This window comes from Streptomyces africanus (assembly GCF_030816955.1).
GTDB lineage: Bacteria > Actinomycetota > Actinomycetes > Streptomycetales > Streptomycetaceae > Streptomyces > Streptomyces africanus.
This window is the reverse complement of record NZ_JAUSYP010000001.1, coordinates 4,619,480-4,634,805: the sequence shown is the minus strand read 5'-3', so window position 1 is coordinate 4,634,805 and position 15,326 is coordinate 4,619,480. Positions and strand designations below refer to the sequence as shown.

At 71.1% G+C, this 15,326-nt stretch carries 15 protein-coding genes and 1 pseudogene; 12 read left to right on the top strand and 4 right to left on the bottom strand.

Going from position 1 to position 15,326, the window contains the following annotated elements:
* Window positions 1-56 precede the first annotated feature (56 nt).
* A complete protein-coding gene (locus QF034_RS21580) occupies window positions 57-1,409 on the bottom strand; it encodes an ABC transporter substrate-binding protein (RefSeq protein WP_307176505.1) in 1,353 nt (450 codons plus the stop codon).
* Between the two features lie 600 nt (window positions 1,410-2,009).
* On the opposite strand from QF034_RS21580, the gene QF034_RS21575 reads away from it, so the two are divergent.
* A complete protein-coding gene (locus QF034_RS21575) occupies window positions 2,010-3,056 on the top strand; it encodes a LacI family DNA-binding transcriptional regulator (protein WP_307176504.1) in 1,047 nt (348 codons plus the stop codon).
* A 421-nt stretch (window positions 3,057-3,477) separates the two neighbouring features.
* On the opposite strand, the gene QF034_RS21570 is transcribed toward QF034_RS21575, so the two are convergent.
* Window positions 3,478-3,747 carry a hypothetical protein gene (locus QF034_RS21570; RefSeq protein ID WP_307176503.1) on the bottom strand — a complete coding sequence of 90 codons (270 nt, stop codon included), beginning with the start codon at window positions 3,745-3,747 and terminating at the stop codon, window positions 3,478-3,480.
* 151 nt (window positions 3,748-3,898) lie between these two features.
* Window positions 3,899-5,554 carry an NAD-dependent malic enzyme gene (locus tag QF034_RS21565; RefSeq protein ID WP_307176502.1) on the bottom strand — a complete coding sequence of 552 codons (1,656 nt, stop codon included), beginning with the start codon at window positions 5,552-5,554 and terminating at the stop codon, window positions 3,899-3,901.
* Window positions 5,555-5,708: 154 nt separating this feature from the next.
* Between QF034_RS21565 and QF034_RS21560 the strand changes: the two genes are divergently transcribed.
* The 5 genes from QF034_RS21560 (at window position 5,709) to QF034_RS21540 (ending at window position 10,502) form a co-directional block, all read left to right on the top strand.
* On the top strand, window positions 5,709-6,551 hold the full coding sequence (locus QF034_RS21560; protein ID WP_307176501.1) for an SDR family oxidoreductase: 843 nt from the start codon (window positions 5,709-5,711) through the stop codon (window positions 6,549-6,551).
* 56 nt (window positions 6,552-6,607) lie between these two features.
* The gene (locus QF034_RS21555; RefSeq protein WP_307176500.1) at window positions 6,608-7,684 is read left to right on the top strand and encodes a type I phosphomannose isomerase catalytic subunit; all 1,077 of its coding nucleotides are present in this window, start codon (window positions 6,608-6,610) and stop codon (window positions 7,682-7,684) included.
* Between the two features lie 7 nt (window positions 7,685-7,691).
* Entirely contained in the window at window positions 7,692-8,534 is an 843-nt protein-coding gene (locus QF034_RS21550; protein ID WP_307176499.1) for an alpha/beta fold hydrolase, read from the top strand.
* 99 nt (window positions 8,535-8,633) lie between these two features.
* Window positions 8,634-9,866 (top strand): PP2C family protein-serine/threonine phosphatase, encoded by a 1,233-nt coding sequence (locus QF034_RS21545; protein ID WP_307176498.1) that lies wholly within the window; start codon window positions 8,634-8,636, stop codon window positions 9,864-9,866.
* A 438-nt stretch (window positions 9,867-10,304) separates the two neighbouring features.
* Window positions 10,305-10,502: a DUF8691 family protein gene (locus tag QF034_RS21540; RefSeq protein ID WP_086564822.1), complete on the top strand. Its 198-nt coding sequence runs from the start codon at window positions 10,305-10,307 to the stop codon at window positions 10,500-10,502.
* Here QF034_RS21540 and QF034_RS21535 read toward each other — a convergent pair.
* A pseudogene (locus QF034_RS21535) lies at window positions 10,503-10,826 on the bottom strand (potassium channel family protein); the annotation flags it as partial. It abuts the gene before it with no gap.
* A 238-nt stretch (window positions 10,827-11,064) separates the two neighbouring features.
* On the opposite strand from QF034_RS21535, the gene QF034_RS21530 reads away from it, so the two are divergent.
* The 6 genes from QF034_RS21530 to QF034_RS21505 all read left to right on the top strand — a co-directional run bounded on the left by QF034_RS21530 (window position 11,065) and on the right by QF034_RS21505 (window position 15,208).
* Complete coding sequence (locus QF034_RS21530; RefSeq protein ID WP_307176497.1) at window positions 11,065-11,466, top strand: hypothetical protein; 402 nt, start codon at window positions 11,065-11,067, stop codon at window positions 11,464-11,466.
* Between the two features lie 159 nt (window positions 11,467-11,625).
* Window positions 11,626-12,093, top strand: coding sequence for an SHOCT domain-containing protein (locus tag QF034_RS21525; RefSeq protein ID WP_307176496.1), 468 nt, complete (start codon window positions 11,626-11,628; stop codon window positions 12,091-12,093).
* Window positions 12,094-12,123: 30 nt separating this feature from the next.
* On the top strand, window positions 12,124-12,612 hold the full coding sequence (locus QF034_RS21520) for a DUF7144 family membrane protein (protein WP_307176495.1): 489 nt from the start codon (window positions 12,124-12,126) through the stop codon (window positions 12,610-12,612).
* Window positions 12,613-12,809: 197 nt separating this feature from the next.
* Entirely contained in the window at window positions 12,810-12,944 is a 135-nt protein-coding gene (locus tag QF034_RS21515; protein WP_307176494.1) for a hypothetical protein, read from the top strand.
* A gap of 3 nt (window positions 12,945-12,947) precedes the next feature.
* Window positions 12,948-13,109: a hypothetical protein gene (locus QF034_RS21510; protein WP_307180120.1), complete on the top strand. Its 162-nt coding sequence runs from the start codon at window positions 12,948-12,950 to the stop codon at window positions 13,107-13,109.
* Between the two features lie 140 nt (window positions 13,110-13,249).
* The gene (locus QF034_RS21505; RefSeq protein ID WP_370880957.1) at window positions 13,250-15,208 is read left to right on the top strand and encodes an APC family permease; all 1,959 of its coding nucleotides are present in this window, start codon (window positions 13,250-13,252) and stop codon (window positions 15,206-15,208) included.
* Window positions 15,209-15,326: the final 118 nt, after the last annotated feature.

The window sequence follows — 15,326 nt, the reverse complement described above, 5'->3', positions numbered from 1 at the left end:
AGCTGTCGGGCGCGGGCGCGCCGGCGGGGGGCATGGTGAGCTGGGGCTCGGGCCGGTTACTGGCTGACCTTGAAGCCCTGCTTGCCCGCGTAGGAGGTCACCTTCTGCTGGACGTTGTCGTTGACGGACGACCAGGAGGTCTGGCCCTGGAGGGCCTTGCCCACCTCACTGGTGTCGGTGTTGTAGGCGTAGTCCTGGAACGGGCTCCAGTCGAAGGTCCCGATGCCGTTCGCGGCGGGCACGAACACCTTGTTGATCTGCTGGCCGCCGAAGAAGTCGTACTTCTTGTCCTGGAAGTAGGACCCGTTGAGGATCGGCTTGGACAGCGGGAAGAGGTACGCCTGGTCGATGCCGATCTTCCAGGCCGCCTGGGAGGTGCCGAAGAGCTCCCGGGCGACCTCGGTGGCCTCCTTGGGGTGCTTGGTCTGCGAGGTCACCGAGAAGCTCGAACCGCCCCAGTCGCCCTGGGCGTTGTCGCCCGCGTTCCACTGCGGCAGCGGGGCGACGGCCCACTTGCCGGAGGTCTTCGCGGCGACGCTGGAGAGGTAGCCCGGCCCCCAGCCGGCCGCGATGTAGGTGGCGTACTTGCCGGTGCTGAGGCCGTTGTAGAAGTCCGTGGTGGCGTACGACTGGGTGTCGACCAGCTTGTTCTTGACCAGGTCGCCCCAGTAGTCGTACACCTTCTTGGCGCCTGCGTCGTTCAGCTTCACGGCGATGTCCGGCAGCTTGCTCGCCGAGTACGTGTAGGGGCGGGAACCGGCCTGCCACATCAGACCCTGGCGCCAGCCGGCGGCCGTCTCGTCGCTGCCGAAGTCGGTCATGTACGCCTTCGGGTCGGTCTTGTGCAGCTTGGCCGCCTCCTCCTTGTACTCCGCCCAGGTCGTGGGGACCTTCAGGTGGTACTTCTTGAAGAGGTCGGTCCGGTACATCATCGCCATCGGGCCGCCGTCGACCGGGATGGCGTAGACGTGGTCGCCGTCGGAGGCCTGCTTCCAGGCCCAGTCCACGTACTTGTCCTTGTCGGCGTTCGCGCCGTACTTGCCCATGTCGAGCAGGCCCTTGGTGAGCTGGATGGTGGGCAGCTCCTGGAACTCCAGCATGACGACGTCCGGGGCGCCCTGGCCGGCCTTCAGCGCGGTCTTCAGCTTGGTGTACTCGTCCTGGCCGACGCCGGCCTGGACCCAGTCGACCTGCACGTCCTTGTGGGTCTTGTTGAACTCCGCCACGACCTGCTTGAACTGCGGGTACCAGGCCCACACCTTGATGTGCACGGGGCCGCTCTGCGCACCGCTGGAGCTGCCGCCCCCGCCGCCGCAGGCCGCGAGGAGCACGCCGGCGAGGGCGGCGGAGGTCGCCGCGAACGCGGTTCGGCGGACGGAACGGAGCTGGGGCTTTCTGCTGGACGACATGAGCGATCTCCTGGGTGTGGTGCCCGAGGGCAGGACGGGGTACGAGGTACGGGAGGTGAGGGGAGGTGCGCCGGGCACACGGAGGACCGGCGTGAAGGCGGTGAACGGGGTGAGGGCGTGCGGGCACGCCGGCTCGGGTGAAGGGCGGGCGCTTCGGGCGCGAGTCGCTCGGGTGTGCTGCCCGCCTACGGATGCCGGCGGGCGGACGTCGGTTGACGCGGGAGGGTGGGCGTGCGTGACGTCGGCGAGGGGGGAGAGACGGCTCGGTGATCAGCGCGGCGGGCGCGCCGGGCAACGGCTCAGACCGCGGTGAGTAAGGAGTGATGCCCCATCAGGACGGGTGCGGCTCCCGGCCCGTGAGAAGTTGCTGGTCCCACTGCGGCTCCCACTGTTCATCCCCGTGATCGCTCTCGGGGATCCGGTCCGTGGCGCGGTGACGTCACGGACCCTGGGAACTTGATCCACCGGATCAAGCCCTTCTGCTACGCTCTGCAGCGCTGCAAAAGTGTTAACCGAGAAGTTGCCGCGCTGCAAGAGCACAGGCGCTCTCTTGGGGGAAAACTTCAGCGCTGAAACCGACATCCGGGATGAAGGTGGCATATGGCAAAGGGCGTCACACTCCGCGACGTCGCGGAGCTCGCCGGCGTCTCCAGCCGGACCGTGTCCAACGTGGTCAACGGCTACGCTCCCGTCGCCGAGGCCACCCGTGCCCGGGTTCAGCAGGCCGTGGACAAGCTCGGCTACCGGCCCAACGTGCTGGCCCGCAACCTCGCCGCAGGGCGCTCGGGCCAGATCGCCGTGGTGGTGCCCTACCTGGACACCCCCTACTTCGCCGAACTGCTGCAGGGCATCATCCGCGCGGCCCGCGTCCAGGGCTACAACGTGCTGATCGACCAGACCGACGGCGACGCCGAGCACGAGAAGCTGTTCCTCGGCCGCGGCTCCCAGCACCTCCTGTTCGACGGCGTCATCTTCAGCCCCCTCGGCCTCGCCCAGTCCGACCTGAGCGAACGCGACCCGAGCCTGCCGCTCGTCGTGCTCGGCGAGCGGGTCAGCGACGGCGGCTTCGACCATGTCGGCATCGACGACGTCGCCGCCTCCCTGGAGGCCACCGAGCATCTGCTCGGCCTCGGCCGGCGCCGCGTCGCCGCGATCGGCGACCAGCCGTACCGCACCGGCGAGGCGGCCCAACTGCGCACCCGGGGTTACCGGTTGGCCCACGAGCGGGCCGGCCTGCCCGTCCGCGAGGAACTCGTCGTCTCCACCCCGCGCTTCAACCGCTCCGACGGCGCGACCGCGATGGCCCACCTGCTCGACGACCTGGAGGAACCGCCCGACGCGGTCTTCTGCTACAGCGACCTGGTGGCCCTGGGCGCCCTGCACACCCTGGCCTCCCGCGGACTGCGCGTCCCCGAGGACATCGCCGTCGTCGGCTACGACGACATCGAGGACGGCCGCTACTCCAACCCACCCGTCACCACGGTCTCCCCGGACAAGAAGGTGATCGCGGAGACGGCGGTGGAACGGCTGCTGAAGCGGATCAGCAGCTCAACTCCCGTGCCAGGCAGGGAGATCCGGGCGCCGCACCGGCTGATTCCACGAGCCAGCACCATCGGGCGGCAGGCGGCGGCAGCTGACGGACCCTGAGCGTGCGGGCGGGCATGGAGGCCGGTACTTACGGACTGTGAGCATCCGGGCCGAGCGCGGAGGCGACACTTGGCGCTCCGGCCCCATGGACGACCGCGCATGGCAACGTCTCCTGAGCATGAGGGGCCTTCTGGCAGCGGGCATCGAGGACCTGCGTCTTCTGGGCAGGCCGGCGAGCCGCTCGCCGCGGCAACAGGCCCTTTTCCTGGACGGGTCAGGTCACGCACCGGCCGACGGCGAGGGCCTCCGTGGACCCGATGAACGGCTCGAAGGGCCTCCGCCGCCATGGTGGTGGTGACGGCGTGGCGTGCGACTGCTGCGGTCCGTCGAGTATCTCCGAGGCCCCGCACGGAGCCGACGCGTGATCTGTCCGTTGCGGGCACGCTGTTCGGACGTTGTGTCGAACCCTGGCAGGCGCGCGCTATTCACCGGCAGCCAGTGAAGAGACCAGCAACGCCCCGCCCCCGAGGACGACCAACTGCACGATGCCGGGGATGTGCCATCGCAGGGCGAGGAGGCCGCCGCCTGTCAGTACTGCGCCGCCCCCCAGAAGCCACGATGCCTGCGACGCCGCCCGCGACGCACTCGACGGAGCGACACCGTCGCTTTCGTAGCTGTCGGCCCATCCCGCAATCCCAACGGCATACACCGACCAGGCGATGAGCATGAAGTCGATGACGAGCAGCGCCAAGCTGACCCCGATCTGCCGACCGGTTGACGGCTCATTCGCCCGTTTCATGCCCACTGCCGTCCCGTCTGCGGGTGATGATCGACTAAGTACATGCGGTCAGCATGGTGGTCGCGGCGGGCACTGCACATGAGCGCAGGTACTCAGATGCACGTCAGCCGTACTCGGGCTGCCACATGGCGTCCTGGATCTGCTGGATCACGTCGTCCAGGCGGGCCCGGGCGACGCCCTCCTCGGCGGCGCGGCGGGCGACCGCCGCGGCGACGACGGCCGAGGAGGTGCGCAGGTTCTCCACCTCCGGCAGCAGGGCGGCGCCGGGCTCCGACAGGTCGGCGAGGCCGGCGACGGCTTCCGCCGCGGCCTGGAGCATGCCGTCGGTGATCCGCTCGGCGCGGGCCACCACGGCGCCCAGCCCCAGCCCCGGGTAGACGAGGGCGTTGTTGGCCTGGCCGATGACGTGCGTGGTGCCGTCCAGCTCCACCGGAGGTACCGGGATGCCGGTGGCGACCAGGGCCTTGCCGCCGGTCCACCGCAGGACGTCCTCCGGCATGGCCTCGATCTTCTCCGTCGGGTTGGACAGCGGCAGGACCACCGGCCGGTCCACGTGGCGGGCCAGGGAACGCACCACGTCCCGGGTGAAGGCCCAGTGCTGGGTGGAGGTGCCCACCAGGACGGTCGGCTGTGCCTGGTCCACCACGCTCGGCAGGTCGGCCGACCCGTCGCCGGGCCACTCGTCGTCGGGCCGCGCGTAGGGCCGCTGGTAGTCGCGGAGCCCCTCGGTGGACTGCCGCAGCAGGCCCTGGCGGTCCACGCACCAGATGCGGCGGGTGGCCTCCTCGCGGTCCAGTCCGTCGCGGACCATGGCATCGCGCAGCTGGTCGGCGATGCCCACGCCCGCCGTCCCGGCGCCGAAGACCACGATCCGCTGATCCCGCAGGGGCGTGCCCGTGACCCGTGCCGCGTTCATGACGCAGGCCAGCGTGATCGCGCCGGTGCCCTGCAGGTCGTCGTTGAACGTGCAGATCTTCTCGCCGTACTGCTGGAGGATGCGGCGGCCGTTGCCGGGGCCGAAGTCCTCCCAGTGCAGCAGCGCCCGCGGGAACAGCTCGCCCACCGCCTCCACGAAGGCGGCGACGAACGAGTCGTACGCCTCGCCGCGCACCCTGTTGTGCCGGTTGCCGACGTACAGCGGGTCGTTGAGCAGCGCCTGGTTTCCGGTGCCGACGTCGAGCATCACCGGGACGGCCCGCCCCGGGTGGATGCCCGCGGCGGCCGTGTAGACGGCCAGCTTGCCGACCGCGAGCTGCATGCCGCCCACGCCCCAGTCGCCGATGCCGAGGAGTTGCTCCGCATCGGTTGCCACCAGCAGGTCGACGTCGTCGGGGCCCAGGCCCAGCGCCTGGAACGCCGGGCGGATGTCCTGGGGGCGGTCGATGGACAGGTAGACACCGCGCGGCCGCCGGTACTCGTGGCTGTAGCGCTTGACCGCCTCGCCCACCGTCGGGTCGTACACGATCGGCAGCAGCTCGGTGAGGTGGTCGCAGAGCAGCCGGAAATAGAGGACCTCATTGCGGTCGTGGAGCTGCTCCAGGTACACGTTCTTCGCCAGGTCGTCCGGCTGCGCCCGCAGTTGCTCCCAGGCGCGGCGCGCCTGGAGCTCCGGCGACAGCACGGCGGGCGGCAGCATCCCGACCAGCCCGTGGCGTTCCCGCTCCTCCTGGGTGAAGGCGACACCCTTGTTGCTCAGCGGGTCCGTGAGCAGCGCGCGGCCGCTCGGTCCGTCTTGTGCGCGCTTGCGGGGCGGGGCCATCGGATCTCCTTACGTCGGGCGTGTGCGGTCGGGACTCGTTTGTCCCCACGCACCCGGGTAACCCGCCCGCCAGGACGGGGCACTGTCGCCCCTCCCTTTTTTTGACTCCTCCGACGTCGCCGTCCACTCAGGACAGAGAACGAGGTACGTCCCCATGAACAAGCCCGCACAGCAGCAAGATCCTCCGGGTACGGAGGCGGAGCTGCGGCCCAGGGCCGATCACGGTGAGCACAGCTACCGCGGATCGGGGCGACTCGCCGGGAAGGCAGCCCTGGTCACCGGTGGCGACAGCGGTATCGGCAAGGCCGTCGCGATCGCCTACGCCCGCGAGGGCGCCGATGTCCTCCTCTCGCACCTGCCCGAGGAGGAGGACGACGCCCGCGACACGGCGCGCTGGGTGGAGGAGGCCGGCCGCACGGCGGTTCTGGTGCCCGGTGATCTGAGCGATCCCGCTCACTGCCGGGAGGTGGTGGCACGGGCCGTGGAGGAGTTCGGCCGCATCGACGTCCTGGTCAGCAACGCGGCGTTCCAGATGTTCCGCGACTCGATCGAGGAGATCCCCGACGAGGAGTGGGACCACACGCTGGCGACCAACCTCAGCGCCATGTTCCACCTCTGCAAGGCGGCGGTGCCGCACATGAAGCCCGGGGCGTCGATCATCGCGTCCAGCTCGGTGAACTCCGACACGCCGCCGCCGGGCCTGCTGGCGTACAACGCGACGAAGGCGGGCCTGGCCAACATGGTCGGCTCGCTGTCCCAGTCGCTCGCCGAGCGGGGCATCCGGGTCAACAGCGTCGCGCCGGGACCCATCTGGACGCCGCTGATCCCCGCCACGATGCCGCCCGAGCAGGTCGAGGACTTCGGCGGCCAGACCCCGCTGGGGCGCGCCGGGCAGCCGGCCGAACTCGCCCCGGTGTACGTCATGCTCGCCTCGGACGAGGCCGCGTACGTCTCGGGTGCGCGCATCGCCGTCACCGGCGGCCAGCCCATCCTCTGACATCCCATCCCCTGACATCCCATCAGGAGCTTTGCCATCAGCGATCAGGAGTGACCGTGGACTGGTACCCCTTGCGGCTGACCACCCCGGTCAAGCAGCACGTCTTCGGGGGCCGGGCCCTCGCCGAACGGCTGGGCCGTACCGGCCCGCCCGACGGCCCGGTCGCCGAGACCTGGGAGGTCAGCGACGTGGACGGCGAGGGGGCAGTGGTCGCGGACGGCTCGCTGGCCGGCCGGCCGCTGCGCCGGCTCGTCGAGGACCACCCCGACGCACTCGTGGGACGCGGCTGGCGCGGCCCGCGCTTCCCGGTACTGACCAAGTTCATCGACGGCACCGGTCCCCTCCCGGTCCATCTGCACGCCGACGACGACACCGCGCGCCGCCTGGAGGACGAGCCCCACGGCAAGACCGAGGCGTGGCACGTCCTCGACGCGGCCCCGGGAGCCACCGCCCTGGTGGGGGTGAAGGCCGGGGTGGACCGGGACACCCTGCACCGGGCCCTGCTCGCCCAGGACTTCGACGCGGTCATGCGCCGGCTTCCGGTGCGGGCCGGGCAGACCGTCTACGTACCCGGCGGCACCCTGCACAGTTTCGGCCCCGGCACGCTGGTCTACGAGATCGAGCAGACCTCCGACATCCAGCAGCACGCCATGCGCCGGCGTATGGAGGACGGCTCGGAACTGGACGACGCGGAGTGGCACGCCAACCTCGGGCGGCTGCTCGACGAGTGGCGTCCCGGACCACGCCCCGAGTTCCACTCCGGCCTGAGCGTCCGGGCCGACGACGGGGTGGAGCGCACCGTGCTGTGCGCCGGCCCGTACTTCGCGCTGGAACGGTGGCGGGCGGGCACCTCGGCCCCCCTGGTGCACGACTTCTCCACCGCCCTGATCGTCAGCAACGCCGGTGCCCCGGTCACCGTGGAGTCCGGTGGCCGGTCCGAGCGGCTCGGTCGGGCCCGGAGCCTTTTGCTGCCGGCCGCGCTGGGCCGCGTGCGGATCCAGGGGCCCGCCGATGTCCTCCTCGGCTACCTGCCCGACCTGGAGCAGGACATCCGCACGCCCCTGCGCGCGGCGGGGCACGGATCCGCCGCCGTGGCCGCCCTCGGAGAGGGCCTCACCGACCCGCTCACGTAGGAGATCCATGAGCACCGTCACCACCGGCGACGGCGTCACCATCCACTACGAGGAAAAGGGCAGCGGACCGCCCCTCGTCCTGATTCACGGCTGGGGCTTCAGCGGCCGTTTCTTCACCCGCAACGTGGACGCCCTCGCCGCACACGCCCGCGTCATCACCGTCGATCTGCGCGGGCACGGCGACTCCGGCAAGCCCCGCCACGGCTACCGCGTGTCGCGGCTGGCCAAGGACCTGTACGAGCTCCTCGAGGAACTCGACCTGCGCGAGGTCACCGTCCTGGGCTGGTCACTCGGCTGCCCGGTCATCTGGAGCTATCTCGAACTCTTCGGCAGCCACCGCCTGGCCCGCGCGGTCCACGTCCAGCAGGCACCCCGCCAGTACTACGCGCCGGACTGGCCGCACGCACACGCCACCTGCTACGACGAACCGTCCCTGGCCGCCCTGCAGACCCAGCTCAGCTGCGACCCCCCGGCCTTCGACGAGGACCAGATCGGCACCATCCTCGCGGGCGAACCCACCCCGCGGGAGAGGGAGTTGCTCCTGGCCGAGATGGCCAAGGCACCCGCGTACGCGCGCAACGCCCTGATGGCCGACCACACCCGCCACGACTGGCGCGACCTGCTGCCCACGATCCGGCTGCCCAGCCTGGTCCTGGTGGCCCGGCAGGACCAGGTGTTCCCCTGGCAGGGGCCCGCCTGGGTCGGCCAGGCGCTGCCGGCCGCCCGGACCGTCTTCTTCGAGCACAGCGGCCACGCGCTGTTCTTCGACGAGCCGGAGAAGTTCCACCGCACGGTCACCGGCTTCCTGACCGGCAGCGGAAACGCCGCGGGGACGGGGCCGCCCAGGTGACCGCAGGTGTCCGTGGGGAACACCGGCCCGGTTCCCCGGCGCATCCCTCCTATCGTGGGACATCAGCAAACGGACAGTCGGCGCCGAGGCGGGCAGCACATGAGGAAACCGCAGATCGACTACGCGGCGGTGTTCCGGGCCCTCCCCGGCATGGTGGCGCTGCTGACCCCCGACCTGGTGTACGCCGACGCCAACGAGGACTTCCTCCGACTGGCCGGACGCACCCGCGAGCAGCTGCTGGGCCGGTACATCTTCGACGTCTTCCCCGAGAACCCCAACGACCCCGCCGCGGCCGGCATGCGGGAGACCCAGGCGTCGATGCTGCGGGTGGTGGCCACCGGTGAGCGCGACACCATGGCGCTGCTGCGCTACGACATCGAGGACCGCGAGCGGCCCGGCCACTGGGTGGAACACTTCTGGAGCCCGGTCAACGCCCCCGTGCTGGACCGGGACGGAAACGTGGTGCTGATCGTGCACCGGGTGGAGGAGATCACCGAACTCATCCGCGCCCGCGCCGGCGCCGGCAGCGACACCGGCCGGGCCCGGGTGCTGGAGGCCGAGCTCTACACGCGCGCCCGTGAGCTGCAGGAGCTCAACGAACGCCTGCGCCGGGCTCAGGCGCGCGACCGCGAGGTCGCCCTCGCCCTGCAGGAGGCCATGCTGCCCGCTCCCGGTCCGGTCGGGCATCACAGGGCAGCCGTCCGCTACCGGCCCGCCATCGGGACCCTGAACGTGTGCGGCGACTGGTACGACCTGGTCGACCTGCCCGGTGACCGGATCGCGGTCGCCGTCGGCGACGTCGTCGGCCACGGCCTGAGAGCCGCCGGCGTCATGGGTCAGCTGCGCAGCGCGCTGAGCGCGGCCGCCCGGGTCGCCGACGGCCCCGCCCGGGCACTGGAGGCCCTCGGGCTGTATGCCCGCCATGTCGAGGGAGCCGAGTCGACCACCGTGGTGAAGACCTACATCGACTGGGACGCCCACACCCTCACCTACAGCAGCGCGGGCCATCTTCCACCCGCCCTGCTCCGGCCCGACGGCACCGTGACCTTCCTCGACCGGGCGACCGACCCACCTCTTGGCGCGCGCCCCGAACACATCGCGCGGCCGGAGGCCGACCTCCCCTTCGCCGAGGGCGACATCCTGGTCCTCTACACCGACGGCCTGGTCGAGCGCCGTGACGAGGACATCGACGCCGGCCTGGCCCGCCTCGCCGACTCCCTCGTCCGTCACGGGCGGTCCGTCCCCGAGGCCCTGGCCGACGCCCTCCTGGCCGACCTCCTCCCGCCCGGCGGCAACACCGACGACACGGCGCTGGTCGTCATCCGCCTGTGACCCGTCCCGTCGACAGCGACGGACGCGGGCCGCCCCGGCCGCCGGGCGTACGCGCAGCGTGCCCGGGGGGCCCGCGCAGGCGATACTGAGGGTGATGACTCGCATGGCGGCTCCCGCGCTGGACCGGCGGAACGGCTGTTGATCCCAGGAGCGGAGGGATCCGAGACCGGAGAGCAGTTACGGCGTCATCCATCCCGGCCGTGACGTGATCCTCGACTTCCGGCCCGACCTCCACGGCGACTCGGAGCCCATGAGGTGACCCTGACGGCTCCGGCCGGAGTGACCGGATCGACGCGCGCGAACGCCGCGTTGATCCGTGGGGCCTGTCACCGGGCCACGGTCACCTGTACCGGGTGAGGCCCGAAGGAGCACGGCGGTGGACGATCGCAGGGAAGGGTGCCGTCCGCCCGTCCCAGGGAGTCCGTGGGAGGACAGCTCGTGCGCTACGAGATCCGAGTCGAGGGACACCTGTCGGAAACGCTGGCCAAAGCCTTCCCGGAGCTGGGCCACGTGGTGATGTCCGGCCAGACCGTCCTGTTCGGCCCCGTCGTGGACGAGGCGCACCTGTACGGTCTGCTGGCACGCTGCCGGTCACTGGGGCTGCGTGTCCTGGAGATGCGGCAGCTGCCGGAGTGACTAATCCGGGCGGTGTGCTCGTGTCACGGTCCGGCCTCCCGGTCCGGCGTCCCGGTCCGGCGTCCCGGCAGCCGTGCCGGAAGGCGGCTCGGCCGACGTTCCGCGGCGCCGGCGACGCAGCCCCGCCTGGACCGCGCCCGCCAGCACCCGTGCGGCGACGCCCACGAGCAGGAGCCCTCCCGCCATCTGAGCCATCGTCAGCACGCGCCCGGTCTGGGAGCGTGCCGTGATGTCCCCGAAGCCGACGGTGCTGAACGTGGTCAGCGTGAAGTACAGGGCATCCGTCCTGGTCAGCGGCTCGCTGAAGGAGCCCCGTCGCGCTCGTCGTGGTCCGAGGGTTCCCGCGCGACAGCACGCGCCCCCCGCTCGTCGTCGTCCTCGCGGCCGCCGCGGGCCCGGCCGCCGGGCTTGAGGACCGGGCGGCGGCCCCGTGAGCCATGGCCAGGAAACCCGGCCCCGCCCGCGCGTCCCACAGACGCACGGTGGTGGAGCGGGCCCTGGCGGGCCTGCGGTCCGGTCCGGTGGCCGGCTGCTTCCCCGCCTGTCGGCGGCGCTCAACGTCGTGGAGGGCTCCGTGCGGCTGGCCGCGCAGGCCTTCCTCACCGCGCTCCCGCTGCTGATGACCATCGCGGCATTCGCGCCGAAAGGGGTGCAGGACCTGCTGGCCGACTCGGTCCGTGCGGTTCTGGGGTCCGGGGCGACACGCTCGACGAGGTACGCCGCACCTTCTCCGCCACCGGCACCACGGGACGCCGCCGGAGCCGTGGGCGTGGTGGTGACCCTCGTGTCCGCCGCGGCGTTCAGCCGCGCGCTCCAGGCGGTCTGCGAACGGTGCCGGCACCTGCCCCGCACACCGGTGCGGGCCGCGGTCTGGCGCTGGCTGCTCTGGCGGTCTCGGGCCTCGCCCTCGGCGAGTATGTCGCCTCCTCCCCCTGGTACCGGACGGCCGCCGCGTCCGCCGTGAGCAGGCCGGACCCTGAGCCGGCCGCAGGAGCGCGCCCCTCACGTGCCGGGCCGCCCGCAGGCTCACCCGCGCCGGGTGAGGTCACCCGGCCCCGGCCGTGTCCATGCTGAAGACAGCACGCAACGGCAGCCGGGCGAGCGCCCGGGACGGAGGAGAGACATGAGCGCGCAGACGTACCTCGCGTACGACTATCCCCTGCTGAGCGTCTTCTGGAGCATGCTCTTGTTCTTCCTGTGGATCATGTGGTTCGTCCTGCTCTTCCGCGTCGTCGTCGACATCTTCCGTGACGACGACCTGAGCGGCGGGGCGAAGGCCGGCTGGCTGGCGTTCACCATCCTGCTGCCCTTCGTGGGCGTCTTCGTCTACGTGGTCGCGCGCGGCAAGAACATGGGCCGCCGGGAAACATCCCGGGCCCGGGCACAGCAGGAAGCCTTCGACGCCCGCATCAGGGAGGCCGCAGGCGCCCAGGGCGGGCCCAGCAGCATCGACGAACTCGCCAAGCTGTCGGAGATTCGCGCCCGCGGCGACATCACGGACGAGGAGTTCCGCAGGGCCAAGGAGCTGGTCCTGACCGGCCACGGCCCGGCGGAGCACGCCGGCTCCATCCCCCGCACCTCCGGTCGCTGAGCATCCGGACCACACGAATCGAGGCGCACGATGACCGCGACATACAACCGGCCGGCCCACACGGCGAGGCAGGAATGGGCAACCGGCCTGACCGCTTTCGCGGCCGTGATGCTCTTCCTCGTCGGCCTGCTCGACATCTTCCGGGGCATCATGGGCATCGCCGAGGACGACATCTTCGTCACGACGCGCAACTATGCGTTCGAGTTCGACCTGACCGGCTGGGGCTGGGTCCACCTCGCCCTGGGCGCGCTCGCCGTGATCGTCAGCATCGGGCTGCTCCGGACGGCGATGTGGGCGCGCGTCACCGGCGTGGCCATCGCCGGACTCGTCATCATCGCCAACTTCCTCTACCTGCCGTACTACCCGGTGTGGTCGGTCGTGATGATCGCGATCTCGGGCTTCATCATCTGGGCCCTGTGCGCGGTCCAGCAGGGCAACCTCTTCGACCTGTCCGAGGAACGTCCGATGTCCGACGAGCGCCCGCAGAGCAGGACCTCGTATCCGCACGGGCCCACGTGAGCGCACAGCGGTCAGCGTGGTCCAGGAAAGCGCCGACGGCGGTGACGAGGGCGACGGCACCGAGCGCCCGTACCCCGGCGCGCAGGAACCGGACCAGCGCGTCGTACACCGCTCCGGCGGCAGCCGGGGACGCGCCGCGGGGCGGATGGTCGAGGTAGACGTCACGGAAGACGGTGAGGGTGATCCCGAGGACCAGCATGGCCACGAACACCGCCGGCCCGGCTCCGATCAGCGCGTGCCGGCGGTTGAACGCCGTGTACACCCCCGCCGCGGCCACCAGCAGGGCGATGACGGGCGGCCGGCTGCCCATGAGCTCCAGGACCCTCATATAGTTCTTGATCTTGCCGACCGGCCTCGCCTCGCTCACTGCCCGGAACGTCGTCGTGGACGCCGACGCCCCCGGCGTTCCCGTGGGCGTCGACGGCGAGGCCCTCGTCCTGCCGGCCCCGGTCCACTGCCGGATCCCCACCGCCCAGCCTCACGCGACGAGGCCGTAGCCCCGGGCGGGCGCCCGCGCGGACCGAGGGCGCATACTCGGTGATCGTTGCGGTGCCGTCAGGGTGGTGGCCGCTGCGGCCGATTCGGTGGTCCGACGAGGAAGGGCATGGGGGACATGAGTGGTGCCAACGGGCCGATAATGCCGGAGTCGGTGGACAGTCCGGCTCTGCGGACACCGCCGACGGGCAAGACGGCACGGTGGCTGCTGCGGCACCAGGTGCAGCCGGTGGGGCCGGCGGCCGGTGAGAGTCACGGCGAGCAGCACGCCTGGTGGAAGGTGATGTGCCTGACCGGGGTCGACTACTTCTCCAGCCTGGCCTACGTGCCGGCGATCGCCGCTCTGGCCGCCGGGGCCGTCTCTCCTCTGGCGACGCTGCTGATCGTGGCGTTGACGTTGCTGGGGATGTTGCCGATGTACCGGAAGGTGGCCAGGCAGAGCCCGCACGGCGCGGGGTCGGTCGCCATGCTGGAGGATCTGCTGCCCTTCTGGTGGGGCAAGCTGTTCGTGCTGGTCCTGCTCGGGTTCGTGGCCACCTCGTGGATCATCACCATCACGTTGTCCACGGCGGACGCCTCCGTCCACGTGATGGAGAACCCTTTCTTCCCCTCCGCCCTCCACGGCCACGAGGTCGCCCTGACCGTGGGGCTGCTGCTGGTCCTGGGGGGTGTTTTCCTGCTCGGGTTCAGCGAGGCGGTGAGTGTCGCCATCCCGCTGGTCGCCGTCTTCCTGGCGCTCAACGCGGTCGTCATCGGCGTCGGCCTGGTCCAGGTGTTCACGACGGACGGCGCGCTGTCGGCCTGGACCGACGCACTCGCCGACGGGGGAGGCGGCTTCGGTGACCTCGCCGGTCCGGCACTGCTGGCCTTCCCGCTGCTGGTGCTGGGTCTGTCGGGCTTCGAGACCGGTGTGAGCATGATGCCGCTCGTGGCGGCCGACGGTGCCGACGCCGAGCAGCGGCTGCGCGCCAGGATCCGCAACGCCCGCCGGCTTCTGACCACGGCCGCTGTGATCATGAGCGTCTATCTGCTGTCCGCCAGCTTCGTCACCACCGTCCTCATTCCGGAGAAGGAGTTCGAACCCGGCGGTGCGGCCAACGGACGGGCGCTGGCCTGGCTGGCGCACGAGCACGTCAGTGAGGCGTTCGGCACCGCGTACGACATCAGCACCATCCTCATCCTGTGGTTCGCCGGTGCCTCCGCGATGGCCGGGCTGATCAACATCGTTCCCCGTTACCTGCCCGACTACGGTATGGCCCCCGAGTGGGGGCGCGCGGTGCGCCCGGTCGTCATCGTCTACACGGCTCTGTGCATCCTGATCACCATCGCCTTCGACGCCGACGTCGACGCCCAGGCCGGTGCCTACGCCACCGGGATCCTGGCCATGATGGTCTCCGGCGCCTTCGCCGTGACCGTCTCCGCGGCACGCAACGGCCGCCGCGCGGGTACGGTCGGCTTCTCCCTGCTCACCGCGGTGCTGTTCTACGCGCTGGTGGCCAACATCGTCGACAAGCCCGACGGCATCGCCATCTCCGGCTTCTTCATCCTGGGCATCATCGTCGTGTCGCTGATCTCCCGCGTCTCGCGCACCACCGAACTGCGCGCCGACCGCATCGTCTTCGACGAGGCCGCCCGCCGGTTCATCGCCGACACCCTCGCCCACGACGAGTCCATCAACATCATCGCCAACCGCCGCCAGGCCGGCGACGTCGCCGAGTACAGCGCCAAGGAACGCGAGCAGCGCGGCACCAATCCGGTACCGGGCCCCGCCGACGTGCTCTTCCTGGAGATCGACGTGGTCGACCCGTCCGACTTCAGCGAAACCCTCACCGTCCACGGCGTCGAAGTCGACGGCTACCGCATCCTGCGCGCCGAGGCGCCGGCCGCGCCCAACGCCATCGCCGCGATCCTGCTCGCCCTGCGCGACGCCACGGGCGTGCGGCCACAGTGCTACTTCGCCTGGGCCGAAGGCAGCCCCCTGGTGCACATGGTCCGTTACTTCCTCCTCGGCCGCGGTGACACCGCCCCGGTCACCCGCGAGATCATCCGCAGCAACGAACCCGACCCCGACCGCCGCCCGGGCATCCACGTCGGCGGCTGAGACCGTCACCGCAGCCGGGGAGACGCGGCGGACCGCTGACCGAAAGGAGGTCGGCGACCACGTGGCCCTTTCCCTGCGCGGCCGCGTGCTGCCACTTGGGACGCGTGACCGCGAACCG